Genomic DNA, 25,323 nt, shown 5'->3' with positions numbered 1-25,323 from the left:
GCGATGTTGGTGATCGCCTCGCCGATCGCCATGCGGCCGGAGGCCGGGGCATCGACGCAGGCAAGGGGCGTGCGCTCGCCGAGCGCGAAGGCCTCGCCGCGGTAGCCCTGGAAACTCATCGCCGTGACCGCGACGTCGGCCACCGGCACCTGCCACGGGCCGACGAACTGGTCGCGCGCGGTGAGGCCACCCACCGAGCGGTCGCCGATCGTGATCAGGAAGCTCTTGCTCGCCACCGCCGGCATGCGGAGCACGCGCATCCCGGCTTCCTGGAGGTCGAAATCGGTGGTATCGAAAGGCGGCAAGTGCACTGCGCGGCGCGACACGTTGCGCGTCATCTTCGGCGGCTTGCCGAGCAGCACCTTCATGTCCATATCCACCGGCTTGTTGCCGAAGTGGCGGTCGGACACGGTGAGGTGGCCATCGGCGGTGGCGGTGCCGAGCACCGCGAACGGGCAGCGCTCGCGCTCGCAGAAGGCTTGGAACGTCGGCAGGCTCTCGGGCGCGATCGCCAGCACGTAGCGCTCCTGCGATTCGTTCGACCAGATCTCGCGCGGGCTCATGCCCGGCTCCTCGATGTGCACCTCGCGCAGCTCGAAGTGCGCGCCCAGGCCGGCGTGGTCGGCGAGCTCCGGCATCGCGTTCGACAGGCCACCGGCGCCGACGTCGTGGATGGCGATGATCGGGTTCCTGTCGCCCTGCTGCCAGCAGGCGTCGATGACCTCCTGGCAGCGGCGCTGGATCTCGGGGTTGCCGCGCTGCACCGAGGCGAAGTCGAGATCGGCAGTATTGCTGCCGGTGGCCATCGACGAGGCCGCGCCGCCGCCGAGACCGATCAGCATGCCCGGGCCGCCGAGCTGGATCAGCAGCGTGCCCGGCGGGAAGGTCGGCTTCTCGGACTGCTGGGCCTGAATGCTGCCGAGGCCGCCGGCGATCATGATCGGCTTGTGGTAGCCGCGCACCTCGCCCTGCACCGCCTGCTCGAAGGTGCGGAAGTAGCCGGCGAGGTTGGGACGGCCGAACTCGTTGTTGAAGGCGGCGGCGCCGATCGGGCCCTCGATCATGATGTCGAGCGCCGAGGCGATGCGCTCGGGCTTGCCGTAGGGCTTCTCCCAGGGCTGACCGAAGTCGGGGATGTTGAGGTTGGAGACGGTGAAGCCCGCCAGGCCCGCCTTGGGCCGCGAGCCGCGGCCGGTCGCACCCTCGTCGCGGATCTCACCGCCCGCGCCGGTGGCCGCGCCGGGGAAGGGCGAGATCGCGGTCGGGTGGTTGTGGGTCTCGACCTTGGCGAGAATGTGGGTGTCCTCGTCGTGGTAGCGGAAGGCGCCGTCGGCGTCCGGGTACAGGCGGGCGATGCGCGCGCCCTCGATCACCGAGGCGTTGTCCGAATACGCCACCACCGTGCCTTCGGGGTGGGCCTTGTGGGTGTCCCTGATCATGCCGAACAGGGACTTCTCCATCGGTCGCGCGTCGATCACCCAGTCGGCGTTGAAGATCTTGTGGCGGCAGTGCTCGGAGTTGGCCTGAGCGAACATCATCAGCTCGACGTCGGTCGGATTGCGCCCCATACGGCCGAAGTTCTCGACCAGGTAGTCCACCTCGTCCTCGGACAGGGCAAGGCCGAGCTCGCCATTGGCCTGCTCGAGCGCGGCGCGGCCGCCGCCGAGGATGTCGACGGTGGTCAGCGGCTGCGGCTCGTAATGGTGGAACAAGGCCTCGGCCCCATCGACACTATCGAGCACCGACTCGGTCATGCGGTCGTGGAGTAGCGCGAGCAGCGCGGCATTGCCTTCGACCCCGCGCGCGTCGATCGTGTAGGCGATGCCGTGCTCGATGCGCACGATCTTGTCGAAGCCGCACTGGTGGGCGATGTCGGTGGCCTTGGACGACCACGGCGAGATCGTCCCCAGTCGCGGCACGACCAGCCGCAGCGTGCCTGCGGGCGGCTGGGGGCTCGCCGGATGTGCGCCGAGCAGATCGACCAGACGTGCCTTCTCCTCAGCGGTGAGCGGCGCCTCGAGCTCGACGAAATACCACTGCTCCGCGGCCAGACCGGCAAGCTTGGGCAACACCTCGCCGACGGCGCGGGAAAGGCGTTCCAGGCGGGTGGAGGAAAGCGCCGCAGCGCCGCGCAGCTTGAGGATCGAGGTCATATCGGTCGCAGGCAGAAAGGGGAAGGCGCGCCGCCGCCGGGACCGGCGCGGAACGCCGCGGATTATACCCCGAGCCCGCCCCGCTGACCCGGCGCGGCGGGACGCCCCGGGGCGTTCTAGAATCGGGCCTTCACGCCGATCCACGCCAACAAGGAGCACCATGAACACGATCAACTACCTGTGGACGCCGCCGGCGACCGCCTCACTGCCGGTGCGCGGCACCTCCGCCCGCTACCCGGTCAAGCGCATCTTCCTCGTCGGGCGCAACTACCATGCACATGCGCTCGAGATGGGCGCCCCGGTCGACAAGGCGAGCGCGCGCCCGATGTATTTCACCAAGAGCAACTCGGCCCTGGTGGAATCCGGTGCCACCGTGCCCTACCCGCCCGCGACCGCGGACTACCACTACGAGATGGAACTGGTGGTCGCGCTCGGCGCTCCGGGCTTCCGCGTCGCCCCGGACGCGGCCGGCGCGATGATCTACGGCTACGCCTGCGGGCTCGACATGACGCGCCGCGACCTGCAGGCCGCCGCGCGCGCGAAGGGCCATCCGTGGGACGTGGCGAAGAACGTGGAGCAGTCCGCGGTGATCTCGGAGATCGTCCCGGCGAACGAACTCGGCGTGCTTTCCAGCGGCGCGATCACGCTCGCGCTGAACGGGGAAACCCGCCAGTCGGCCGATCTCTCGGACCTGATCTGGAGCCTGCCCGAGCTCATCGCCGACCTGTCGACCTACTATCACCTGGCGCCCGGCGACCTGATCTACACCGGCACGCCGGAAGGCGTCGGCGAGGTGCGGCCAGGCGATCGCCTGCACGGCCGGATCGCGGGCGTGGGCGAGATCGAGCTCACGATCGGCGCGCCTGAATGACGGCTTGCGGCGGGTAGTCGTCGCGCCTCGAGGGCAGCGACTGCGGCCGCGCCGCTAGCCCTTCTTCGAGGACGCGAGGAAGCCTCGCATCAAGCGGGTGAGACGCGGCATCACGAGCCAGGTCATGGTGATCACGATCAGGCCGGTGAACACCGCAGTGCGCGGCAGGAAGGGCTGCTCGACGAACCCCGGCCACAGCGACACCAGCCACAGATAGAAAGACACCGTGGGGAAGATCCCCAGCCAGGTGACGAAGGCCATCTTCGCCCGCGGCGGATGCATCGAGGCGGGGACCACGGCGGGCGCGAACCAGGCCTCGAGACCGCTCAGGCGGCGATATTCGGGCTCGTTCGCCGCGACCTCGCGCAGCCGGACGTGGAAATCACTGCGCTCGGTGCTATCGTCCCACGCTGCGAGTTCGGCCTCGGAGCCGAAATTGACCACCACCTGGTAATCGCCCCCCTCGCTTTCGGGCGGCAGCAGATCGGCGCCGAGGAAGCCCTTGTGCTTGCGCATCGCACCGAACATCTCGCGGATGGTCGCTTCGTACTCACGCTCGCGGCCCGGCTTCGCCTGGCGGCGAGCGATCCGCGTGACCGGTGCGGGTGCGGGTGCGCCGGCAGCCGAAGGCGTTCCCGAAGCGGGTTGAGGGACTGCACTCATTTCTGGACCTCCCCTGTATGCATGAACGAAAAAGCCGGCGCGGTGCCGCCAGGCACCGCGCCGGCTTCGAATCATGCCGATTACAGCGGCATGATCAGCTTGAGCATGACCTTGTCACCCTCGAAGCGGTTCTCGACGTTGGTCTCGCGGTTCCACTGGCCGGTGAAGTGTACGCCGTTCTTGGTCGTGTAGCTGACCGTGGGGCCGATCGCGAAGACCTGGCCCTTGCGGCCGCGGCTCCAATAGGGGTTCCCGTCGATCGTCCTGCCATCGATCTCGTCGTCGGTCGTCTGCTTCAGGTAATAGCCCGACACGCCGACGCCCCAGGGGCCGAAGCGCTTGCCCACCAGGTAGTCGAAGTGGAATTCGTCACCCGACTGGTAATCCATCTTCGGGCCGCCAGGAGCATCACGGTAATCGCTGTTCTCGGTCTTGATGTTGTACATGAACTTGGCCGAGACCTCCCAGCCGGTGTCGCCCAGGTAGGTGAAGGCGAACAGCGGCTCGAAGCTCCAGTAGTTGGCGCCGATGCTTTCGCGCGGTGCACCTTCCTTGTAGCGACCGGTCGGCAGGTTGATGTCGAGGCCGATCGCCCAGTGCCAGTTCTTCTCGTGCCAGGACACGATGAAGGGGTTGATCGTGATGTCGCCGAGGCCGTTGACTGAGTCATCGCCTCCGAGGAGTTCGATCTTCTGGTGCACCACCGGCACGATCACGTGCCAGCCGTAGTTGCCGCCGAGGATCTTGTGCTCGGTGGTCTGCACGAAGCGGAAGGCGTTGAACCAGGCGTCGACTTCGCCATCCGGCGCATCCTTGCCGTCACCGTTCTGCAGGTCGCCACCGTAGTAGCCGAAATAGTTGATGAAATAGTTGCCCGGGGGCGGCACCGCGCCGGCGAGCCAGGTTTCGGCGCCGTTCGGGTACTGGTCGCCGCCTTCCTTGGCACTGGCACTGCCGATGGCCGCGCTGGCAAGCACGACGGCGGCAAACAGCTTGCTGAACTTCATGGACTTCTCCTCCTGATTGATCCTGCTGTATCTGCTCTGGTTTTCTTCTGTTGTGGAACGGAACCCCGGCCTCTTGCGGGCCGTGGGCAGTCGGGTCGCCGGCGGCAGAACCTAGCGACCGAGATCCTTCGCCGAAACACCGCCGATGCCCCAGTTGGTCTTGGGCACTTCGCGGATGACGACACGGACCGTCTGGATCGGAGCGCCGACCGCCTCGACCAGCGCCTGCGTGACCTTCTCGATCACCGCGCGCTTCTGGTCCTCGGTACGGCCTTCCATCATCGTGATTTCTGCCAGGGGCATGCTCGCTTCCTCCTCGTCATTGAAAAGCGGGGCCGGCCCTGCCGGCACCGACCCCGTTGTGTGCTTCGTGCGTCCGGCGCGCTCAGGCCGCCTGCTGCCTGGCCTTCGCGAGCGTGATCGCGGTGTCCTCGATCATGTCTTCCTGACCCCCCACCATGCCGCGGCGGCCCATCTCGACCAGGATCTCGCGCGCGGGCACGCCGTACTTCTTCTCCGCGCGCTTGGCGAACAGCAGGAAGGAACCATACACGCCGGCATAGCCGAGCGTGAGCGCGTCGCGGTCGCAGCGGATCGGGAAGTCCATGATCGGCACCACCAGGTCCTCCGCGACGTCCTGGATCTTGAACACGTCGACCCCGGTCTCGATGCCCATCAGGTCGGCCACCGCGATCAGCACCTCCATCGGGGTGTTGCCGGCGCCCGCGCCGAGGCCGGCGGCGGCGGCGTCGATCCGGGTGGCGCCCACTTCGATCGCCGCGATCGAGTTGGCGACGCCCATCGCCAGGTTGTGGTGGCCGTGGAAGCCGAGCTCGGTCTCAGGCTTGAGCGCGTCGCGCACCGCGCCGAGCTTGGCCTTGACGTCGTCGGGCAGCATGTGGCCGGCGGAGTCGGTGACGTAGATGCAGTTGGCGCCGTAGCTCTCCATCAGCTTCGCCTGGCCGATCAGGCCTTCGGCGCTGTTCATGTGGCTCATCATCAGGAAGCCGACGGTGTCCATGTCGAGCTTGCGCGCCAGCGTGATGTGCTGCTCGGAGACGTCGGCCTCGGTGCAGTGGGTGGCGACGCGGATCGTGTGAACGCCGAGATCCTTCGCCATCTGCAGGTGGTCGACCGTGCCGATGCCCGGCAGCAGCAGGGCCGAGACCTTGGCCTGCTTCATCAGCGGGATCACGGTGCCGAGGTATTCCTCGTCGCTGTGGGCGGGGAAACCGTAGTTGACCGAAGCGCCGCCGAGGCCGTCACCGTGGGTGACCTCGATCAGCGGCACGCCCGCCTCGTCCAGACCGACGGCGATGGTCTTCATCTGCTCGAGCGTCATCAGATGACGCTTGGGATGCATGCCGTCGCGCAGGGTCATGTCGTGGACGGTGATTTTCTTGCCGCGAAGATCCATGGTGTTCTCCTTGCTCACGCGACCATCACGGCGCGGTTGGGTTCGAGACGAAGACGGCCGGCGAGGATCTCCTCGGCGAACATCTCGGCGGTGCGCGCACCGGCGGCGGTCATGATGTCGAGGTTGCCGGCGTACTTGGGCAGGTAGTCGCCCAGGCCTTCGACCTCGAGGTACACGGAGACGCGGTTGCCGTCGAACACCGGGCCGTTGACGAGCTTGTAACCCGGCACGTACTTCTGCACTTCGGCGATCATGGCGTGGATCGACTCGGTGATCTTCGCCTGGTCGGGTTCGGTCTCGGTCAGGCAATGCACGGTGTCGCGCATGATCAGCGGGGGATCGGCCGGGTTGAGGATGATGATCGCCTTGCCCTTCTTCGCGCCGCCCACCTTCTCCACCGCGTCCGAGGTGGTGCGGGTGAACTCGTCGATGTTCTTGCGCGTGCCCGGACCGGCCGACTTGGACGACACGGTGGCGACGATCTCGCCGTAGGCCACCGGCTGCACGCGGGACACCGCCGCGACCATCGGGATCGTGGCCTGGCCGCCGCAGGTGACCATGTTCACGTTCATCTCGCCCTTGCCGACGTGCTCGACGAGGTTGACCGGCGGCACGCAGAAGGGGCCGATCGCGGCCGGGGTGAGGTCGATCATCAGCACGCCGAGCTCGTTGAGCTTGCGGCTGTTCTCGGCGTGGACGTAGGCACTGGTGGCGTCGAAGGCGATCTGCACGCCGTCGGCTTCGATGTGAGGCAGCAGGCCATCGACGCCGTCGGCGGTGGTCTTGAGGCCGAGCTCACGCGCACGGGCCAGGCCCTCGGAGGTGGCGTCGATGCCGACCATCCAGACCGGCTCGAGCACCGGGCTGCGCTTGAGTTTGTACAGCAGATCGGTGCCGATGTTGCCGGGGCCGATCAGGGCACACTTGATCTTGTTGCTCATCAGTCGTCGTTCCTTCTGTGTTGTGGCCTGCGTCCGGAGCGGGTCGCGGTCGCCTGGTCCATGAATGCCGGTGGGGTTGGGGCGCGGGTCGCTGCCGGCAGCGGAAATCGGTGCAGTGCCTCAGCTCGCACCGCGATGGGATGGCAGGATGCGCGACGAAAACGGAAATCCCCCGCCGCGCGCCTGCGATCGCAACTCAGCTTTGGAGCGGGCGCGGCTCATCCTGCCCCGCCTCGGCGAGGAAGTCGCCGACCAGCTTCGCGAAGCGCCCGGCATGCTCGATCTGTGTCCAGTGGCCGCATTGGCCATAAACGTGCAACTGCACGCGCGCGATCCAGTCGGCGAGCGTCAGCGAATTCGACAGCGGGATCACCTTGTCCTCGCGACCGTGGATCACCAGGGTCTCGTGCGGGATCGCGCGGATCTCGGCCTCGGTACTGGTCATCGCGTCGACCCAGCGCTGGCGCGGTGCGGGGAACATCGCCGAGAAGGACTCCTGGAAGCCCGGGCGGATGCTCGCCTCGTAGCGCAGGCGCGCGAGCTCCTCGTTGACGAGGGCGCGATCCCACGCGAAGAAGTCGAGCAGTTCGAGCATCGACTCGAAGGACGGCTGATAGCCCCATACCTTGTCCAGCCCCTCGGTGATCTCGAAGGGAACGCCGACGCTGCCCATCAGCACCAGGCGGCGGACACGCTGCGGATGACGGACCGCCATCGCGATCGCGAGCGCGCCGCCGAAGGAGTTGCCGACCAGGTCGGCCTGCTCCAGGCCGAGCGCGTCGAGCAGGCCGACCGCCTGCTCCACCCACACGTCCATGTCGTAGCGCTGACCCTCGGGACGGTCGGTGAAGCCGAAGCCCACCATGTCGGGCGCGATCACGCGCGCCCGCCTCGCCAGTTCGGGCATTACCAGTCGCCAGTTGGCCCAGGCCGAGACGCCCGGCCCCGAGCCGTGGATCATCAGGACCGGAAAGCCTTCACCGAGGTCGTGGTAGTTGGTGCGGATGCCTGCGGCGACGATGCTGCGGGCGATCTCCGGGCTGGCTGCGCTCATGCTGGGATCCTCCGAAGGTTCAGGCTGCGACTTCGTCGGCGCCGATCGCGCGCAGGCCGGCGAGCGCGCACTCGGCGTCCTGCTCCTCGGAGGCACCGGACACGCCGATACCGCCGACGAGCTGGCCATCGACACGGATCGGCAGACCGCCGCCGAACACGATCAGGCGCGGCTGGGCCGAAAAACCGAGTTTCATGCCCTCGTTGTCGCCGAAGACCGACATCCACTGCGAGGTGGGGAAACCGAAGCCACCGGCGGTGTAGGCCTTGTCGATCGCGAACTGGATCGACTGCGGGAAAGCGCCCGGCATGCGCAGGAAGGCGATCAGGTTGCCGCCGACGTCGGTCACGCCGACGTTGATGAGCACACCCAGAGACTCGGCATGGCGAACCGCGGCCTCGACCGCGGCATGGGCGGCTTGCCAGGAAACGGTCGCTTGCGGGACGGCAATGTTCATATCGGCTCTCCTCGGCGCCTTGCGCGCCTTGCGTGGGTCTTATAGATGACTCGAAGTTCGGGCGAAGATAGACCTCTTGAATCTCGTCGTCAATAACAATTCTCGAGATTTCGGGAAACTCCCTATTCTTCAACGCTCGGCTATACTTCGACTGCTTACAATCCGCCGTACATCTTCCACCCCATGAACGACATCGCCAGCGCAACAGAAACGAGTGCCCCCTACGAGCCCAAGACCCTGGTCGAGGCGGCCTACAAGCGACTGCGGCGCGACATCATCGAGGGCGTGCATCCGCCGGGTGAGAAGCTCCGCGTGGAACACCTCAAGGATCAGTACGAAGTCGGTGCCGGCACCTTGCGCGAGGCCTTGCAGTTGCTCGTGACCGACGCGCTGGTGGTGGCGCAGGGCCAGCGCGGCTTTCGCGTCGCACCCATCTCGATTGCCGACTTCGAGGATATCACCCGCACCCGCGTCCTGCTCGAAACCGAGGCCCTGCGCCAGTCGCTCGCGCGCGGGGACGACGCTTGGGAGGCCGCGCTGGTTGCCTCCTTCCACCGCCTGTCGCGGGCGGAGCAGAAACTTTCCGAGGGTGATCTGGACACCACCGAGGAGTGGGAGCGGCGCAACCGCGCCTTTCACGAAACCCTGATCGCTGCCTGCCCCTCCCGCTGGATCCGTCACTTCCAGAACATCCTGTACCAGCAGTCGGAGCGCTACCGCCGCCTCAGCCTGTTCCGCCAGCCGGTCGCTCGCGATGTCCATGCCGAACACCAGGCCTTGTTCGAGGCTGCGCTGGCGCGCGACGTCACCCGTGCCACCTCGATCCTCTCCGAGCACATCCTGCGCACCCTCGACGCCGTCAAGCGCATGCCGATCGACGTCCTCAACGGCAAGCCCGCCACGCACTGAGATCGCACCGGCAGCGCGAAGCGAAAAAAAGCGGTGCCTCGCGGCACCGCCTTTCATTTGCCTGCCTCAGGACACGACGCTGAGGAAACGCTCGTTCAGCGCACGGTCGTGATAGAAGATGCCGGCGCCGACTTCGTCCCAGGTCCACTTGATCGGCTTGCCGTCCGGGTAGCAGTCGTAGCCGCCGCAGAAGGTCTCGAAGCGGTTGCCCGAAGGGTCGAAGGCGTAGATCGTGGTGCCGCGGGTGACGCCATGACGGGTCGGGCCGATGTCGATCGACACCCGGTTCATCGACATGAGGTCGGCCGCGCGCAGCACCTTCTCCCAGCTGTCGAGCTTGAACGCGACGTGGTGCAGCTTGTTCGGCTCGGGGTGGCGCACGAAAGCGATGTCGTGGGCCTTGATCGAGCACGACAGCCAGATCGCCAGGTCGGTCTTGCCATCCTCCATCACCACATGCTCGACGAGGAAGAAGCCCAGCACCTTCTCGAAGATCTCCTGCACCTTCTCGATGTCCGGGCCGTACAGCAGGCAGTGGTCCATGCGCGTGGGCGCAATTCCACGCTCGGCATCGGGGACCCACGGATCGGGGTTCACATAGGGCTGGCCGTTGCCGACGTCGGTCTTCTCGGCGTAGAGCTCGATGTAGTGGCCCGACGGAACCTGGAAGCGCACGCGCTCGCCGGTCTCGAGCATTTCGCCCGCGGGGATGCGCTCGGTGGTGAGACCGAAGGCCTTCAGGTCTGCATCGAGTTTCTCGAGGGTGGCCTTGTCGGCGACCTTGAAGGCGAAGAAGTCGATACCGGCGTCCTCCGCCTCACGGATCAGCACGCTGTTGTGGTCACGCTCGTCCCAGGCCTTGAAGTAGACGCGGCCCTGGTTGTCGCGGCCGGTCTCGACCAGCCCGAGCACGTTCTTGTAATGGTTGATGCCCTGCTCGAGGTCGAGGACACGCAGCGAGATATGCCCGGGACGCAGAACGCCAGTCATTGCCATGTTTGATCTCCTCCAGATGGTGGCTCCGCCGGCCTCCAGGCCGGTCGGAAAGAATTGGATCGAAGGTTCAGTTCGAAGCCGCAAGAATCATAGCCATGCCCGTTCGACCCCGTTCGAGAATCTCGATATTTGTTGACCCAGCTCAAATATTCCTGAACAGGGGGCTGCGTACCTGCTGCACGTCGGCGGCGGAGAAGAACTTCTCCATGAAGATGTCGCGCTCGAACAGCCGGCCCTGCATCAGGGTGGTGATACAGGCGTCGATCATCAGCGGAGGTCCGCACAGGTAGGCCTTGTTGCCGCGGAAGTCGTTGTCGAAGTGGGCCTTGGCCGCTTCATGCACGAAACCGCGGAAGCCGTTCCAGTCCGATTCGGCGGGCTCGTCCGACAGCGCCGGGACGTAGCTGAAGTTCGGGTACTTCTCGGCAAGCGCGAGGAATTCGTCGTGGTAGTACAGCTCGGCGCGGCTGCGCTGACCGTAGACCAGCGTGATCTTCCTCGTCTCGCCCTGCTCGAGCAGGTCGATGATCATCGAGCGCGGGCTCGACAAGCCGGAGCCGCCGGCCATGAAGATCATGTTCTCGGGCGCCGACTTGCGCACGAAGAAACGGCCGTAGGGGCCTGCAAGCTTCACACGGTCGCCCGCCTTCTGGTTCTCGTGCACCCAGGTCGTGCCCTTGCCGCCCGGCACGATGCGGATGTTGAGCTCGATCTCGCGGCCGGTCGAAGGCGGGTTGGCGAGCGAGAAGGCGCGGCTGTAGGCGCCGCCCTCGATGCCGAAATCGACGTACTGGCCCGCCTGGAAATGGATCGGCTCGTCGAGTTCGATGAAGATGCCCTTGATCGTCGGCGTCAGGTCCTCCACCCGGGTGACCGTGCCTTCGAAGTCGCGCACCGGGATCGATTCGGCGTCGGGCTCTTCCTCGATCTCGGCCTCGATCGTGACGTCGCTCTGCAGCGTGGCGCAGCAGGCGAGCGTCTTGCCCTCGTCGCGTTCGAAATCCATCAGGGCGAAACTGGAGGCCTCGCCGTGATCGACTTCGCCGTCGACCACGACGACCTTGCAGGTCGCGCACAGCCCGTGGCAGCACGCATGGGGCAACCAGATGCCGGCACGCAGCGCCGCGTCGAGGATGGTCTGGTCGTCTTCCACTTCGATCGTCTGGCCGATCGGTTCGATGGTCAGTTCATAGCTCATGCTTGTTGTCCGTTGTCTCGGTTCTCGGTCGGGCCGTTTGCGGCGACCGGCTTGCACCGGCCGCCGTCGGTAGAGACCCTCAGTTGCACGAATCCTTGATGCCGTGCAGGCCCGGCGTGTGGAAGCGGATCACGTCCTTGTGCTTGAGGCCGTTGTCCGCCAGCGACTTGTCGAAGTCGGGCGTCCAGGGCTTGCCCGACTTGAACCAGTAGGCCTCGCTCCAGTCGATCTTGGCGAAATCGGGGTGGTAGCCGAAGGCGCCCGGCAGCACGTTGTCGATGATGTCGCCGAAACGCATCGTCGGCGGGAAGGGGAAGGCGAAGGGCGCGCAGAACAGCAGGTGGTCCTCCCAGCCGATGTACAGCAGCTGGTTACCGTGGAAATTCTCGAGCTTGTCCTTCGGTTCGAATTCGTATTTGGTGACGGCGGCAACTGCCATGTCATGTCTCCTTGCTAGCTTGAGGTGGCCGCGGGCGCGGCGGGCGCCCGCGGCGAGCAGATCAGATGTTCTTGGTCGCCTGACCACGCCACTCGGCGAAGTTCTTCTGGTCTTCCGAGCCCTCGAAGTCGAGGTTGTCGCGACCATTCTCGAGGTGGTAGTACTTCAGCACCGCGGCGAGCGGATCGAAGCCTTCCACGGTCGGATCGGTGCCTTCGGGGAAGCAGTTGCCCTGGTAGATCTGGTGCACCGGCAGCCAGGCCTGGACGTACTTCTCCGGCTCGTACTCGAAGATCTCCTTGCAGTGGTCGGAACAGAAGTGATATTTGTCGCCCTTGTAGTCCACTTCGCGGTAGCAGATCTTGGTCGGATCGCCCGGCTCGGTGAAGATCATCGGGATCTGGCAGGTCTGGCACAGCATGGGCAGCGTCTTGTTGTAGAAGCGGTTGCCCTTCGCGGCCTGCTCGCGCCAGAACTCGTAACGCGGACGGTAGTGCTTGTCGAAGCTGTTCGGATACTTGGACGCCAGCCAGTCCATCTCGTCCTCGTCCGGCATCCAGGTGTGGAAGTTCGACGCGGCAGCGTAGTTGTAGAAGGTGCTCCAGGCCTGGTGCGACAGGTGATCCTTCTCGAGGGCGATGTGCTCGGCGCACTTGGGCATCGTGATGCCGTAGCGGGCGAGGTCCTTGAACAGCGCGCCGCCGTTCTCCTCGAAGTAGATCTCCCACGACTCCTTCCAACTCATCGTGCGCTTCGGCAGCATGTAGTCCATCATCATCGCGACCAGGGTCAGCACGCGATAGCCGCGCCAGGTCCACTTGTTGATCCAGCGCTGCACGATCGGCACGTTGTCCGGATCCTGCTCGAGGATGAACTTGATGACTTCCAGGCCGAGGGTCATGTGACGGGCTTCGTCGGACTGCGCCGAGAAGCCGAAGGTCATCGCGGCCATGTCGCCGTTGTAGGCCGCGCCCGAGACGAAGGGCACGAACAGCAGGTTGGTCAGCACGTACTCGAACGAGAAGCCGATCGAGACCATGAACTCGAACGGACCAGCGGTGATGGCGTCGTCGAAGAACGACTTCGGCACCGACAGGAACCACACGCGGTCGTGCGCATGGTGGAAGTCGTGCATCCCGTTGTAGTACTTGTTGTAGTTCGAGACGGCGTGCACCTGGGTCTGCGCGTGACGGATCTCGTCGACCGACTGCATCAGGCAGGCGACGCGCGGGCCGGGGCCGGGGAACTGACGGCCGGCGTGGGCGAAGCCGCGATGCGCCACATATTCCAGCGGGCTGATGCCGCTCAGGAACAGCTTGACGGTATTGAGGTAGCGCGCGTCGGTCACGTTGAGGTGGCCGTTACCCTGGGTGTAGGCGTCGAGCACCGAGTACAGCTTGCGCTCCTTCTCCGCCTGATACTTCCAGTAGGCGTCCATGGTCAGGCGGAAGGGATCCTCCCACTTGTCCCAGTCGTGGATCTTGATGCCCTCGTAAGCGATGTAGGGATAGATGTCCTCCATCTTCTGGTACGACGGCGTCCAGTCCAGACCGCGCGTCATCACCGCATAGCGTTCCTTCAGACCGAGCTTCTTCTTCGCAACTTGCATATCCATGATTTCGTCTCCTCGAGGAATCAGTTTTTCCAGAACAGGATCATTTCGTCGTCGGTCTGATCGAGGTTGCCCGACATGGTGATCATGTTGACCTGCAGCTCCTGCAGGTCGTAGTCACGGCCGAGCAGCTCCTCGATCGTCTCGCGCCGCACGACGAGCTTGCCCTCGGCGTTGATCTTCACCATCGCCGGCTGCTCGTCACAGACCGCGTGCGGGTTGTCCTGCAGGATCGCCTCGATGATCGGGCGAGTGTCTTCGTTGGTTTGCAGCGCGAGGAAAACGGTCGACATCCGGATGTCTCCTTAGATGGCCACGCCGGCTTTCGCCATGCGGGCATTGAATTGCTGGACGACTTCGCCCATGACTTCGTCGGTCCGGTCGCCGAGGGCGATGCGGGCCACCGGCAGCAGCGCGGCAGCAGCGCGATCACGCCAGTCGGTCAGCCACTTGCCCAGGATCGCCTTGTTCTCGGCCGATTCGGCCGCCGCGATCTTCACCGTGGCATCGGCCCACTTCTTGGTCTCGGTGAACCAGTCGGTCATGAACTGGGTGAGCATCGCCACCGGCGTCCCGCCCTGGCTCGAGAGCACGTCATCGATGATGGTTTCGTACACCAGCGGGTAAAGCAGGCCGTCGAGGACGACGTTCTGCACCACGAACAGCTCGAACGGGTCCTGGAGTACGAAGGAATCCTCGACGAAGCGCCGCAGGCCCTGCCAGGCGTCGTCTTCCATCCATGCGCGCTTGCCTTCGTCCAGGGTCTGGACATCGCCCAGCAGCAGGCCGACGCGGGTGATGTACTGGGCGATGCCCAGCTGGTCCATCGAGTGATAGATGTGCGGCTGCGAGAAGCCGGTGCCATAGCTGTAGGCACAGACGCTCGCGTTGTTCATGTTCGAGCCCCAGGCCACGTGGCGCAGCGGCACCAGCAGCTTCAGCACGGTGTCGCGCACCGACTCCGGCAGCGTCCCCGCCAGGCCACGGTTCTCGACGAAGTCGAAGTTCGCCTCGGCGGTCTCCTGCTGCTTGGCACGCGCCAGGCAGTAGGCGCCGTAGTAGAACTGGCGCGGATCCTTGAACGCATACCAGTCGGCCATCTTGATCGCGGTACGGGACGCGTCATAGATGTCGTATTCCGGCGCCCAGGTCGGCCGGTAGTGGAAGTTGGCCGTCTGCTGCATGTCCAGCGTGCCTTCCTGATAGCGCGAGGCCGGCTTGTCGGCGCCGATGCGGCGCGCGACGTTATCGAAGGTGTGCCGGAGCGGCTTGATGGACACGGTACGCAAATCGATTTGCATGAGTTCTCCTCCTCGTCTGCAGGGTCTTGCTGTCAGCGGAATCGCTGGTGGGTTGCCTGGTGCAGGTTCCAGTCGAGACCGGAACCGTCGTCTTCCGCGGACTCGTCGCGGGGTTCGAGATAAATCACTTCGTTTGTCTGGCAGAACGCCTCGTAGGCGTCGGCCGGCAGCAGCATCTCGGCGTAGAGCTCCGGCTCGCCGATCGCGAACTCGAACTCCACGAAGCCGTCCGGGCGACGCTCGATGAGCCGCACGAACTTGCGGCTGGTGTCGAGAGCGGGCTTTTCATTCTCCATTTGCAGAACTCCATCCATTTGGTTCAGCGAAGTCTGTCGCCGCGTCTTATAAAGCGAGTCGCGTGCCAGTTCCGATAAGGTGCTGTTAAATCGCAAATTCTCAATTTCTATCGAGATTTATCAGCAGTCTTATAGATTCATAAGGTCACCAAATGATCAATTGGCAAGTTGAGCTGATCATTTGATCACTCCAGTTTATTGCGCCGCAACAACCCGCACCCCCTGGCCAAGACGAAAAAAAGCCGCCCCGGTCTCCCGGAAGCGGCCCTTTCGGCAGGCTGGAGGCGGCGCTCAAGCGGCGACGTTGTTCACCGCCTTGCACATCTTGCCGATCACCCTCAGCGTGACGTCGCTGTCGGGGAAGGCCTTGCAGGCGAGGACGATGCCTTCCGCCTCCTCCTCCACCGACAGGCAGGACCGGCTCATGCGCTGGGTGTGATACTCGCCGCTGAGGATGTGCACCTTGCACACCCCGCAACCGCCGCCACGGCAGCCCACGGGAATCCCCCTGCGGCCGAGTACCTCCATGCCGCGCAGCAGATTCTGGTTGCTGCCACAGTTGAATCTTTCCCCTGTGTTCTCGATCAGGACGGAAAACCGCTTATCCATGTGCCTCGTTCTCGTGGTTTTGGCCGCTCCCCCGCGGGTGGCCCGTCAGCCGATGACTGTGCCGCGGTCCCGAAGGAGAATCAAGCAAGATTGAACTATCGATTAAAAATCTCGATATTATTGCGATCCGGCAGGGTTCGCCACAAGCTCGTGCCGGTCGGTAGGATGCGGGAGTCGCACGCGCGTCATCGGTTCGCGTACGTCCGCATCCAGACACCCTGACAACCCGCACATAGACGGGATACGGAGGAGATCGGTCTTGAGCAGCATTCACTATCCGCCGAGTACGGACCTGCGCGAGATGCTGCGCTTCTCTCCCGACGACGGCTTGATCTGGCTCGGGGAACAGCGCATGGTGCTGCTCCACACCGCCGCGCTGTCGGCGCTGCGCAAGGAGCTGATCGAATCGGTCGGCATGGAGCAGGCGCGCCGCATCCTCACCCGCATGGGCTTCGCCTCGGGCCAGCGCGATGCCGAACTCGCGCGCAAGCTGCGCGGCGACGCTACCACGATCGAGTCCTTCCTCGTCGGCCCCCAGCTGCACACCCTCGAGGGCTGCGTACACACCGACCCGGTTCGGCTCGAGGTCGACGTCGAGAAGGGCCACTTCTACGGGGAATTCCGCTGGAGCCACGCGTGGGAGGCCGAAGTCCACCTGAAGGAGTTCGGCCAGGCCGAACATCCGGTGTGCTGGATGCAGGTCGGCTACGCGTCGGGCTTCACCAGCTACTTCATGGGCCGCTTCATCCCCTTCCGCGAGGTCGAGTGCGCCGCCGCCGGCGCGGAGCGCTGCCGGATCGTCGGCAAGCCGGTCGAGGAATGGCCCGACGCCCAGGAGTTCACCCCCTACTTCGAGGCCGACTCGATCGTCGGCCGCCTGCTCGAGTTGCGCGAGCAGGTCGAAGCGATGCGCCAGAGCCTCGCCTGCCGGCGCCGCATTCCCGACCTGATCGGCAGCTCCACCGGCTTCCAGCACGCCTACGACCTGGTGGTGAAAGCCGCGACGACCAAGGTGACCGTGCTGCTGCTCGGCGAGACGGGGGTGGGCAAGGAGCGTTTCGCCCATGCGCTGCACGACCTCAGCCCGCGCCGCGACGCGCCCTTCGTCGCGGTCAATTGCGCGGCCCTGCCCGACGAGCTGATCGAGTCGGAGCTGTTCGGCGTCGAAAAGGGCGCGTTCACCGGCGCCCACGCCGCGCGCGCGGGCAAGTTCGAGCGCGCTGACGGCGGCACGCTCTTCCTCGACGAAGTTGGCGAACTCCCGCTGTCGGCCCAGGCCAAGCTGCTGCGGGTGCTGCAGGAGGGCGAGATCGAGCGCCTCGGCAGCGAACAGACGCGCAAGATCAACGTGCGCCTGGTCGCGGCGACCAATGTGAATCTGCACGATGCGGTCGAGGAAGGCCGCTTCCGCCGCGACCTCTTCTACCGCCTGAACGTCTATCCGGTCACGATCCCCCCGCTGCGCGAGCGCATCGCCGACATCCCCGCCCTCGTCGACGGCATGATCGCGCGCTTCTGCAGCCTGCACGACAAGCGCGTCGCCGGCATCACCGACAAGGCGATGAACGCGCTCAAGGCCCAGCACTGGCCAGGCAACGTGCGCGAACTGCAGAACGTGCTCGAACGCGGCGTGATCCTCGCGCCGGGCAACGGCTGGATCGAGGTGGAACACCTCTTCATCGGCGGCGCGCCAGTCATGCCCCCGCAGGCCGGTGTCGGCGCCGACGGCAAGCTTCGGGAGCCGCAGGCCCGGCTACCCACCGTCGCTGCCGAAGGCGATGTGCACGACGCCCTGCTCGACGCCGGCATCCCGCTCGAAGACTTCGAGCAGAGCCTGCTGCGCCGCGCGGTCGAACGCGCCAACGGCAATCTGGCCGCTGCCGCCCGCCTGCTCGGCATGACCCGGCCGCAGTTGAACTACCGCCTAAAGAAGCACGACGGCGAGCGCTGAAGACCGACGCGAAATCGCCCCCGCTCGCCGGGCGGCGACGGCGGGGGCGACAGGTCGCAGCGGTTGGCGATCGAGGCTGCGGCGGCCTCAGCTGCCCGCACGCTTCACTCGCTCGGAGACGACTCGTCGACCATGTGGACGACACGCGCCACCGCATCGGCAAAGCTCTCCGCCGAGCGGTCAGCCGCGTCCACCGCCAGGTCGAAGGCCTCGAGTGCCGCCTCGCCCTCGCGCGGCACCCAATGCTGCAGCTGGCCGAGCGCGTCATGCGTGCTGCGATGCGCCAAGTGCAGTTGCGACTCCGCGAGCTGGACCAGCTGCGCGTAGTGATGGGTCAGCAGGCTCACCGATTCCTGGACCAGGCTGCCAAGCTGGGCGTTCCCGGCGGGAACCTCGAAGCGTCCCGTGGCGAGCGCGCTGGACCAGGCCCGTGCGGCCTGCGCCTGGCTGCGCATCGCGCGCAGGGACAGATCGGAGGCGGCCCGGATCGACTCGAGGGTCAGTTGGCCGACCTGCTCCAGATTGCTCAACGAATCGACGTGGTGCTGGTTGATGATGCGATGTGAATACACGATGTTCTCCCTGTGAAGCGGTCCGGGATCATGCCCGGTGTTCGTAAAATATCGCAGATCAATGATGGATTTCGCGCGAAAAAGTCATGGAAAAACGCAATCGGAGCATTTGCGCGCTGACGCCGCCCACCCGCACCCGCCGACCGTAGCGCAGGCAGGAACAGCTCGCCTGCTTCGACCGCCCCGCGCTCACATTGTTGCATCAATCGACGAATTCTAGCCGCTTTCCGCTCCCCCCGCCTGCGCTCATCCGCCTTCGGTGACGACGACCGCCTGGCGCTCGGCGTCCGCGTAGAGCACCAGCTCGCCCGGCGCCACATCGGCGACATGAACCAGCTCCGCCCACCGCTCGGAATCGGGCACCAGTTCGGCCAGCCGGTTAGGCCGCCGCAGCAGCGCCGCCTCGTCGAGCAGGTTGTCCTCCCGGTTGGGGAAAAGGGCGAAGTACAGCGTGTCGGCTTCGATCAGCTCGTTGATGAAATGCGTGCCGAGCGAAACGTCCGGCGTCAGGTTCTCGTGCATCGCGACCACCTCGCACAGCGCAGCGACGTGGTTGATCTCGGCGAAGGCGACCGGGATGCCGAGCCAGGGATCGCTCGAGCCCCAGCGCCCGGGACCGAGGGCGAGCAGCACGCGGTCGCCGCTGACGCGGTTGATGCGGCCGACCAGCCGCGTGACGGCGAGCCGGCCGGGCTGGCCGAGCCGGCCGTAGCCTGCGGTGCGCACCAGGATGACGCGGTCGGGGCGGATGACGCGGCTCGGTCCGATCACCGCGCCGCGAGCTGCCAGCAGGCGCGCCGCGCCCGCCGGCGGTGCGGTGACTGCCGCGCCGTCGGCGTTGCGCACCTGCATCGGCCGGCACTGCAGCAGGTTGATCCGGTAGCTGTCGTCAGCACGAAGGTTGAGTGCGAATTCGATCTCCACCGGATGGCGGTAGGCCGTGTGCAGGCTGGCCAGCAATGCGCGCATGTCCGCCGCGAAGGGCGTGCGCTCGAGCAGGCCGTCGAACGTCAGGAAGACGGGGCCGCCGTCCTGCTCGCGCGAGGTGAACAGCGCCAGCGGGAAATCGTCATCATCCGCCACGAACTCGCGGAAGGGGCCGCTGACGACGTGGTCCTGTTCGAGATCGAGGGTGTCCATCCGGCGCTGCGAATGACGCGCGATTGCACCGAAATTGTGCTCGGGCCGCAGCTCGGGCGCATTGAGCGCGACCAGCCGGGTGTAGTCGTCGTCGGCGCGGTCCACCGCCCGCGTGCCGAGACCGGCGACCAGTCGCACGACGCCGGCGCGCATGTCTATCCTCGGGTTCCACGGGTAGGGATTGAAGGACAGCCCCACGCCTGCCGCGTGAGGGTTGAAATAGCGCCGGCCGGCGGTTCCCGACACCCGCATGATCAGCAGCGCCATTTGCTCGTTGTGGCCGAGCAGGCCGCGCCGCTCGCGGTAGCGCAGCGCCTGCGCGCCGAGCGTGCTGGCGTACACCCTGCGCACCGCGTCGAGCAACTCGGCGCGACGCTTCTCGCGCGTGCCCTGGTTCATGCAGAACACACTGTCGTACTGGCCGGCGAAGGCGTTGCCGTAGCGGTCCTCCAGTCGTGAGCTCGAGCGCACGATGTAGGGCCACTCGCCGAAGTAGTCGAGCATGCCTTCGAACTGGCGCAGGATCGAGCCGGAGAAGCTGCCGTTCATGATGCGCTCGTGGGCCTCGTCCAGCCCCTGCAGGAAAGTCGCCGGCTCGCGCTGCTGGCGGCGGAGCCACCACAAGCCGTTATGGACGAAGAAGGTGTCGAAGACCTCGGTGCCGACGTAGAAGGAATCGTGCGCTTCCAGGCGCGCATGCACTGCGGGCAGCTCGCGGCGCAGGATCGCGCGCGCCACCAGCATGCCGAGCGCCTTGCCGCCGATGGTGCCGACGCCGATCATGCGGTCGCGCACCGCCAGCAGGTCGCCGAGCTCGAGGTACTCGCGGACCAGGCGGGTCATGCCCGCATCGTCGGGAAAAAGCATCGCCGCGAGCCGCCCGAAGGCGGCGGCGCGTGCCGCGGGGTCGCCGCTCGCACGCGCCCGCCGCGCTGCCGCGAAATGACGCTTCCAGTGGTCGACGATCAGGGCGTCCTCGAGCCCGGGCCAGCCGGAGCCCGCCAGGATCTCGGACACGGTGCCGCTGTCGGCGACCGGTCGGAAGTGGTCGCCCGCCTCCCAGGCATGGATCAGGTTCATCGACGCCGCCGACCGGTGCTGCACCTTGACCGGCCGCAGGTAGAGCTGACCGCGACAGCGGAAGACGTCGAGCAGGAACTGCGTGGTCGCGGTGATCACTTCCATCCCTGCGCGCGCGTGGCGCTTCCGGAACACGCCGAAGTAGGTCACCGTGTCGAGGTCGAACAGGCGCGGGCAGGTGAGGCGGAAGAAGTTGCCCATCATGCGGTCGGACTGCCAGGCCTCGGCGAGCTCCGACAGGCAGTCGAACACGTACATCGCCTCGCGCCCGGTGGCGTCGATCACCGAATGCACCTGGTCGACGAAGGCGTCGAAGCCGTCCGCCGGCCGCGGATGGTGGATCTCGACGCCGGCATCGTCGGCGAGCAGCGGGCGGTGCGAGGCGAAGCGGAAGTAGATCAGCCGGCGCCCGGCGCGGCGCGCCGCCTCGGCGTAGGGCGTGACGAGCGCCTCGTACTCGTCGAGCGCCTGAATCTGCCACACGATGTTGTCGCCGCGCTGAACCCCGCTCAGCACCGCATCGAGCCCGGGCAGGCCGGTGGTGGGGGCGAAGGGTGCGTCGGCGGCGACAGACTCGGTGTTCATGGCGTTATCCCCGGCGGTCGATTCCCGTTTCTTATACACCACGGGCCAGCCGCGGTAGAGCGGAACGACGCGCGTGCCGGCGCTAGGCGCTCGCCAGTTCCCGCCCGTGCCGGCGACAGAAGTCGCGCATCAGCCAGTGCGCGATGGTGAAGCGCCCGGGCAGGTTCGCCGGCAGGCGATCGACATGGAAGAACGCGGCGTCCTCGATCTCGTCGGCGGCGCACACGAGCTCGCCGCCCGCGTATTCCGCCTGGTAGCCGAGCATCAGCGAATGCGGGAAGGGCCAGGGCTGGCTGGCGAAGTAGCGCAGCTCGCGCACCCGCAGCGCGACCTCCTCGAACACCTCGCGGTGCACCGCCTCCTCCGCGGTCTCCCCGGCGTCCACGAAGCCGGCGAGCACACTGTAGAAGCCGGGCGGGAAGTGGGGCGAGCGCCCGAGCAGGATCTCCTCGCCGCGCTCGACCGCGACGATGACCACCGGCGACACCCGCGGGTAATGCTCGTGCCCGCATTCGGGATTGGAGCAGATGCGCACCTTGCGCGCGTCCGGCTGCGCGGTTGGCGCGCCGCAAACGCCACAGAACCGGTGAGTGCGATCCCACTCGACGAGCTCGAGCGCGCGGTTCGCCAGCGCCGCGGTGGCCGGCGGCAGGCGGCCGTAGAGCCGCTTGAAGTCGTGGAATCCGCTGCCCGGGGGCGGGAGCGCGTCGTGCGCCAGTTCGGCACCGTAGCAGGGCTGGCCATCGAGGTCGCCGAGAAACTGCACGCCGCGCGGCAGCCCGCCGAGCGCCTGCAGCGCGGCCCCGAAAGGCAGCGCGCCGTCTTCGCCCAGCAGCAGCTCGCGTCCGCGGAAGGCGAGCCACAGCCCGACCGGTGTCGCAGCGCGGGAAAGTGAATCGGTCATCGGCAGCACCCCGCAAAAGCCGCCAGTCTAGCCGCTCGCCAGCGTCGCACGCAGCCCCCGCCCGAGGTCCTCGCCGCGTACCCAGCCCGCCTCTGCGAAGACCGCCACCAGCCAGTCGATGAACACCCGCACCCGCAGCGAAGGCTGGCGATGCGGCGGATAGAGCACCGCCAGCGGCAGGTCGCGTGGTCGGCAGTCGGCGAGCACCTCGACCAGGCTGCCGGCCGCGAGCTGGCTGCGAACGTGGTAGAGCGGGATCTGGATCAGGCCGAGCCCGGCCTCGCAGGCGCTGACATAGGCCGCGGCGTTGCTGACCGCCACCTGCGAGGGCAGGCTGCGGGACCGCAGTTCGCCGCCGCAGCTGAACTCGAGATCGAAGCGCCGCCCGGACAGCGCGGAAAAGTAGCTGACCGCGCGGTGACCCTCGAGCGCTTCGATGCTCGAGGGCGTGCCGAAGCGGGCAAGATAGGCCGGACTGGCGCAGCTTACCTGCGGCAGCGGCGGCAGCGGTCGCGCTGCGAGCCGGGCGTCGTGGAACGCGCCGGCGCGCAGCACGCAATCCACCCCTTCGCGCACCAGGTCCACCGGACGGTCGCTGGTGCCGATTTCCAGCTCGAGGCGGGGATAGCGGGCGCAAAAGGCGGGCAGCGCCGGAATCACCACGAGGCGTGCGAGCGAACCGGGCAGCTCCACGCGCAACAGGCCGGTCGGGCTGTGGCGCGCCTCCGACACCGAGGACTCGGCCTCCTCGAGGTCGGCGAGGAGGCGCACGCTGCGCTCGTAGAAAGCCTCGCCGTCCGGCGTCGGGCTCACCTGGCGGGTCGTGCGCTGGAGGAGCTGCACCCCGAGGTGGGCCTCTAGCTGCTTGATCACCGTCGTCACCGAGGCGCGCGGCAAGCCGAGGTTGTCGGCCGCCTTGCCGAAGCCGCCGAGCTCGACGATCCGGTTGAACACCTGCATGGCGTGAAAGCGGTCCACGACCTGCTCCGTCATTCGCGAAAGCTGAACAATTTAGGCCAGGGCGGCACGTTTGTCCAAACAGCGCCCAGGGGCCAGCCCGCGAACGGGCGGTGAGGAATCCCCCCGATTTCCCGGCACGGCCGCACCAGGGCCGCACGCGAAAGACGGAACTTCCGCGCTGGCGCTCGTTCTTAAAGAGGACTATATTGGTACTCATTGAGACGAGCCCGGAGTTTCACCATGTTGCGCATCAGCAAGCTGACCGACTACGGCACCCTGGTCCTCACCCACATGGCCAGCGAGCCCGGCCGGGTGTTCAGCGTGGCCGACCTGTCGGCCACGCTCGGGCTCGGCGCCCCGACCGTAAGCAAGGTGCTGAAGTCGCTCGGGCGCCACGCCCTCGTTACCAGCACCCGCGGCGCGCATGGCGGCTACGCGCTGAGCCGCGCGGCGGCGCAGATCAGCGTCGCCGACATCGTGGACGCGCTCGAGGAGCAGCGCTTCGGCCTCACCGAGTGCAGCGCCAACAGCGGGGTGTGCGAACTGGAGGACGACTGCCGCATCCGTGAGCGCTGGATCGGCATCAACACCGTGGTGCGCGACGCACTGCAGGCGGTGAGCCTCGCCGACATGCTCGGTCCGTCGCACCCGCCACAAGGGTCGCCGAGGCCCACGCAACCGATCGAACTGCACGCCCGCCGCGCGCGGTCCGCCACCGAACCGCAGGACAGATGAAGGAGCAAGCGATGAGCACCGCCACCCGACCGATCGACGCCTTTCTCGAACAGGAGTACACCGCCGGCTTCGTCACCGAGATGGAAAGCGACACGGTACCGAAGGGCCTCTCGGAGGACATCATCCGCATGATCTCGGCGCGCAAGAACGAGCCCGAGTTCATGCTCGAATGGCGGCTCGCGGCCTATCGCCGCTGGCTGACGATGAGGCCGCCGACCTGGGCTCACCTGCGCTTCGACCCGATCGACTTCCAGGACATCGTCTATTACTCGGCGCCCAAGTCGAAGAAGGACGGCCCGCAGAGCCTCGACGAGGTCGATCCCGAGCTGCTGCGCACCTTCGACAAGCTCGGCGTGCCGCTGCACGAGCGCGCCCGCCTCGCCGGCGTGGCGGTCGACGCCGTGTTCGATTCGGTCTCGGTGGCGACCACCTTCAAGAAGGAGCTCGGCGAGCACGGCATCATCTTCTGTGCCTTCTCCGAGGCGGTGCACAACCACCCCGAGCTGGTGCGCAAGTACCTCGGCACCGTGGTGCCGCCGGGCGACAACTACTATGCCGCGCTCAATTCCGCGGTGTTTTCCGACGGCTCCTTCGTGTTCGTGCCGAAGGGGGTGAAGTGCCCGATGGAGCTCTCGACCTATTTCCGGATCAATGCACGCGACACCGGCCAGTTCGAGCGCACCCTGATCATCGCCGAGGAAGGTGCCTCCGTCAGCTATCTGGAAGGCTGCACGGCGCCGATGCGCGACGAGAACCAGCTGCACGCCGCGGTGGTGGAGCTGATCGCGCTCGACGACGCCAAGATCAAGTATTCGACGGTGCAGAACTGGTACCCGGGCGACAAGGACGGCATCGGCGGCATCTACAACTTCGTCACCAAGCGTGGCGACTGCCGCGGCGCCCGTTCGCACATCTCCTGGACCCAGGTCGAGACCGGCTCGGCGATCACCTGGAAGTACCCGAGCGTGATCCTGCGCGGCGACGATTCGGTGGGCGACTTCCACTCGGTCGCGCTCTCCAACCACCGCCAGCAGGCCGACACCGGCACCAAGATGATCCACATGGGGCGCAACACGAAAAGCACCATCCTCTCCAAGGGCATCTCGGCCGGCCGCGGCAGCAATACCTTCCGCGGCCTGGTGAAGGTCACGCCGCGGGCCGAGGGCGCGCGCAACTACACCCAGTGCGACTCGCTGCTGATCGGCGACCGCTGCGCCGCGCACACCTTCCCCACGATCGAGGTGAGACACCCCTCGGCGCGCGTCGAGCACGAGGCGACCACCTCGCGCATCGGCGAGGACCAGCTTTTCTATGCGATGCAGCGCGGCATCAGCGCCGAGGACGCCGTATCGATGATCGTCAATGGCTTCTGCCGCGAGGTGTTCAAGGAACTGCCGATGGAGTTCGCGGTGGAAGCGCAGAAGCTGCTCGGCGTGAGCCTCGAAGGCAGCGTCGGCTGAACGGAAAGGGAGA

At 66.4% G+C, this 25,323-nt stretch carries 25 protein-coding genes; 5 read left to right on the top strand and 20 right to left on the bottom strand.

What is annotated here, in order from left to right:
• A partial coding sequence (gene purL / locus BB334_RS08800) for a phosphoribosylformylglycinamidine synthase (RefSeq protein ID WP_083200374.1) occupies positions 1-2,153 on the bottom strand: 2,153 nt, incomplete at its 3' end.
• Between the two features lie 160 nt (positions 2,154-2,313).
• On the opposite strand from purL, the gene BB334_RS08795 reads away from it, so the two are divergent.
• The gene (locus BB334_RS08795) at positions 2,314-3,024 is read left to right on the top strand and encodes a fumarylacetoacetate hydrolase family protein (protein WP_068807289.1); all 711 of its coding nucleotides are present in this window, start codon (positions 2,314-2,316) and stop codon (positions 3,022-3,024) included.
• Positions 3,025-3,078: 54 nt separating this feature from the next.
• Here BB334_RS08795 and BB334_RS08790 read toward each other — a convergent pair whose 3' ends face one another.
• From BB334_RS08790 to BB334_RS08760, 7 genes are all read right to left on the bottom strand, one after another.
• Positions 3,079-3,687: an antibiotic biosynthesis monooxygenase gene (locus tag BB334_RS08790; RefSeq protein ID WP_068807285.1), complete on the bottom strand. Its 609-nt coding sequence runs from the start codon at positions 3,685-3,687 to the stop codon at positions 3,079-3,081.
• Between the two features lie 80 nt (positions 3,688-3,767).
• Entirely contained in the window at positions 3,768-4,694 is a 927-nt protein-coding gene (locus BB334_RS08785; protein WP_068807282.1) for a SphA family protein, read from the bottom strand.
• Between the two features lie 111 nt (positions 4,695-4,805).
• Positions 4,806-4,997, bottom strand: coding sequence for a 2-hydroxymuconate tautomerase (locus BB334_RS08780; RefSeq protein WP_068807279.1), 192 nt, complete (start codon positions 4,995-4,997; stop codon positions 4,806-4,808).
• Positions 4,998-5,079: 82 nt separating this feature from the next.
• Complete coding sequence (gene dmpG / locus BB334_RS08775; protein WP_068807276.1) at positions 5,080-6,111, bottom strand: 4-hydroxy-2-oxovalerate aldolase; 1,032 nt, start codon at positions 6,109-6,111, stop codon at positions 5,080-5,082.
• A gap of 14 nt (positions 6,112-6,125) precedes the next feature.
• The gene (locus tag BB334_RS08770) at positions 6,126-7,052 is read right to left on the bottom strand and encodes an acetaldehyde dehydrogenase (acetylating) (protein ID WP_068807273.1); all 927 of its coding nucleotides are present in this window, start codon (positions 7,050-7,052) and stop codon (positions 6,126-6,128) included.
• Positions 7,053-7,248: 196 nt separating this feature from the next.
• The gene (locus BB334_RS08765) at positions 7,249-8,106 is read right to left on the bottom strand and encodes an alpha/beta fold hydrolase (RefSeq protein ID WP_068807270.1); all 858 of its coding nucleotides are present in this window, start codon (positions 8,104-8,106) and stop codon (positions 7,249-7,251) included.
• Between the two features lie 19 nt (positions 8,107-8,125).
• Entirely contained in the window at positions 8,126-8,563 is a 438-nt protein-coding gene (locus tag BB334_RS08760; RefSeq protein WP_068807267.1) for a GlcG/HbpS family heme-binding protein, read from the bottom strand.
• 183 nt (positions 8,564-8,746) lie between these two features.
• Here BB334_RS08760 and BB334_RS08755 point away from each other — a divergent pair, with 183 nt between their 5' ends.
• The gene (locus BB334_RS08755) at positions 8,747-9,472 is read left to right on the top strand and encodes an FCD domain-containing protein (RefSeq protein ID WP_068807264.1); all 726 of its coding nucleotides are present in this window, start codon (positions 8,747-8,749) and stop codon (positions 9,470-9,472) included.
• A gap of 66 nt (positions 9,473-9,538) precedes the next feature.
• Here BB334_RS08755 and BB334_RS08750 read toward each other — a convergent pair whose 3' ends face one another.
• From BB334_RS08750 to BB334_RS08715, 8 genes are all read right to left on the bottom strand, one after another.
• On the bottom strand, positions 9,539-10,468 hold the full coding sequence (locus BB334_RS08750) for a catechol 2,3-dioxygenase (RefSeq protein WP_068807261.1): 930 nt from the start codon (positions 10,466-10,468) through the stop codon (positions 9,539-9,541).
• A gap of 142 nt (positions 10,469-10,610) precedes the next feature.
• Positions 10,611-11,666: an NADH:ubiquinone reductase (Na(+)-transporting) subunit F gene (locus tag BB334_RS08745; RefSeq protein WP_068807258.1), complete on the bottom strand. Its 1,056-nt coding sequence runs from the start codon at positions 11,664-11,666 to the stop codon at positions 10,611-10,613.
• 79 nt (positions 11,667-11,745) lie between these two features.
• Entirely contained in the window at positions 11,746-12,105 is a 360-nt protein-coding gene (locus BB334_RS08740; RefSeq protein WP_068807255.1) for a phenol hydroxylase subunit P4, read from the bottom strand.
• Positions 12,106-12,166: 61 nt separating this feature from the next.
• Positions 12,167-13,720, bottom strand: a complete 1,554-nt coding sequence (locus BB334_RS08735) for an aromatic/alkene/methane monooxygenase hydroxylase/oxygenase subunit alpha (RefSeq protein ID WP_068807252.1) — start codon at positions 13,718-13,720, stop codon at positions 12,167-12,169.
• A 20-nt stretch (positions 13,721-13,740) separates the two neighbouring features.
• Complete coding sequence (locus BB334_RS08730) at positions 13,741-14,010, bottom strand: MmoB/DmpM family protein (protein WP_068807249.1); 270 nt, start codon at positions 14,008-14,010, stop codon at positions 13,741-13,743.
• Between the two features lie 12 nt (positions 14,011-14,022).
• Positions 14,023-15,018: an aromatic/alkene monooxygenase hydroxylase subunit beta gene (locus BB334_RS08725; protein ID WP_068807246.1), complete on the bottom strand. Its 996-nt coding sequence runs from the start codon at positions 15,016-15,018 to the stop codon at positions 14,023-14,025.
• Positions 15,019-15,050: 32 nt separating this feature from the next.
• Complete coding sequence (locus tag BB334_RS08720; RefSeq protein WP_068807243.1) at positions 15,051-15,314, bottom strand: phenol hydroxylase subunit; 264 nt, start codon at positions 15,312-15,314, stop codon at positions 15,051-15,053.
• A gap of 291 nt (positions 15,315-15,605) precedes the next feature.
• Entirely contained in the window at positions 15,606-15,923 is a 318-nt protein-coding gene (locus BB334_RS08715) for a 2Fe-2S iron-sulfur cluster-binding protein (protein ID WP_068807240.1), read from the bottom strand.
• Between the two features lie 259 nt (positions 15,924-16,182).
• On the opposite strand from BB334_RS08715, the gene BB334_RS08710 reads away from it, so the two are divergent.
• A complete protein-coding gene (locus tag BB334_RS08710; protein WP_068807237.1) occupies positions 16,183-17,874 on the top strand; it encodes a sigma-54-dependent Fis family transcriptional regulator in 1,692 nt (563 codons plus the stop codon).
• Between the two features lie 104 nt (positions 17,875-17,978).
• Here the strand turns inward: BB334_RS08710 and BB334_RS08705 are convergent, their stop codons facing one another.
• From BB334_RS08705 to BB334_RS08690, 4 genes are all read right to left on the bottom strand, one after another.
• Positions 17,979-18,446, bottom strand: a complete 468-nt coding sequence (locus BB334_RS08705; RefSeq protein WP_068807234.1) for a hypothetical protein — start codon at positions 18,444-18,446, stop codon at positions 17,979-17,981.
• A gap of 246 nt (positions 18,447-18,692) precedes the next feature.
• A complete protein-coding gene (locus BB334_RS08700) occupies positions 18,693-21,251 on the bottom strand; it encodes a PEP/pyruvate-binding domain-containing protein (RefSeq protein ID WP_068807231.1) in 2,559 nt (852 codons plus the stop codon).
• An 82-nt stretch (positions 21,252-21,333) separates the two neighbouring features.
• On the bottom strand, positions 21,334-22,155 hold the full coding sequence (gene nudC / locus BB334_RS08695; RefSeq protein WP_068807978.1) for an NAD(+) diphosphatase: 822 nt from the start codon (positions 22,153-22,155) through the stop codon (positions 21,334-21,336).
• Between the two features lie 27 nt (positions 22,156-22,182).
• Positions 22,183-23,133: a LysR family transcriptional regulator gene (locus BB334_RS08690; RefSeq protein ID WP_068807975.1), complete on the bottom strand. Its 951-nt coding sequence runs from the start codon at positions 23,131-23,133 to the stop codon at positions 22,183-22,185.
• Positions 23,134-23,355: 222 nt separating this feature from the next.
• Between BB334_RS08690 and BB334_RS08685 the strand changes: the two genes are divergently transcribed.
• Together BB334_RS08685 and sufB are read left to right on the top strand one after the other, a co-directional pair.
• On the top strand, positions 23,356-23,850 hold the full coding sequence (locus tag BB334_RS08685) for an SUF system Fe-S cluster assembly regulator (RefSeq protein WP_068807229.1): 495 nt from the start codon (positions 23,356-23,358) through the stop codon (positions 23,848-23,850).
• A gap of 11 nt (positions 23,851-23,861) precedes the next feature.
• A complete protein-coding gene (sufB, locus tag BB334_RS08680; RefSeq protein ID WP_068807226.1) occupies positions 23,862-25,310 on the top strand; it encodes a Fe-S cluster assembly protein SufB in 1,449 nt (482 codons plus the stop codon).
• Positions 25,311-25,323 lie beyond the last annotated feature (13 nt).

Origin of the sequence: Thauera phenolivorans (assembly GCF_001696715.1) — a bacterium.
Lineage (GTDB): Bacteria > Pseudomonadota > Gammaproteobacteria > Burkholderiales > Rhodocyclaceae > Thauera > Thauera phenolivorans.
Note: the sequence above shows the minus strand (reverse complement) of the source record. Positions and strands in the feature narration are given on the sequence as shown.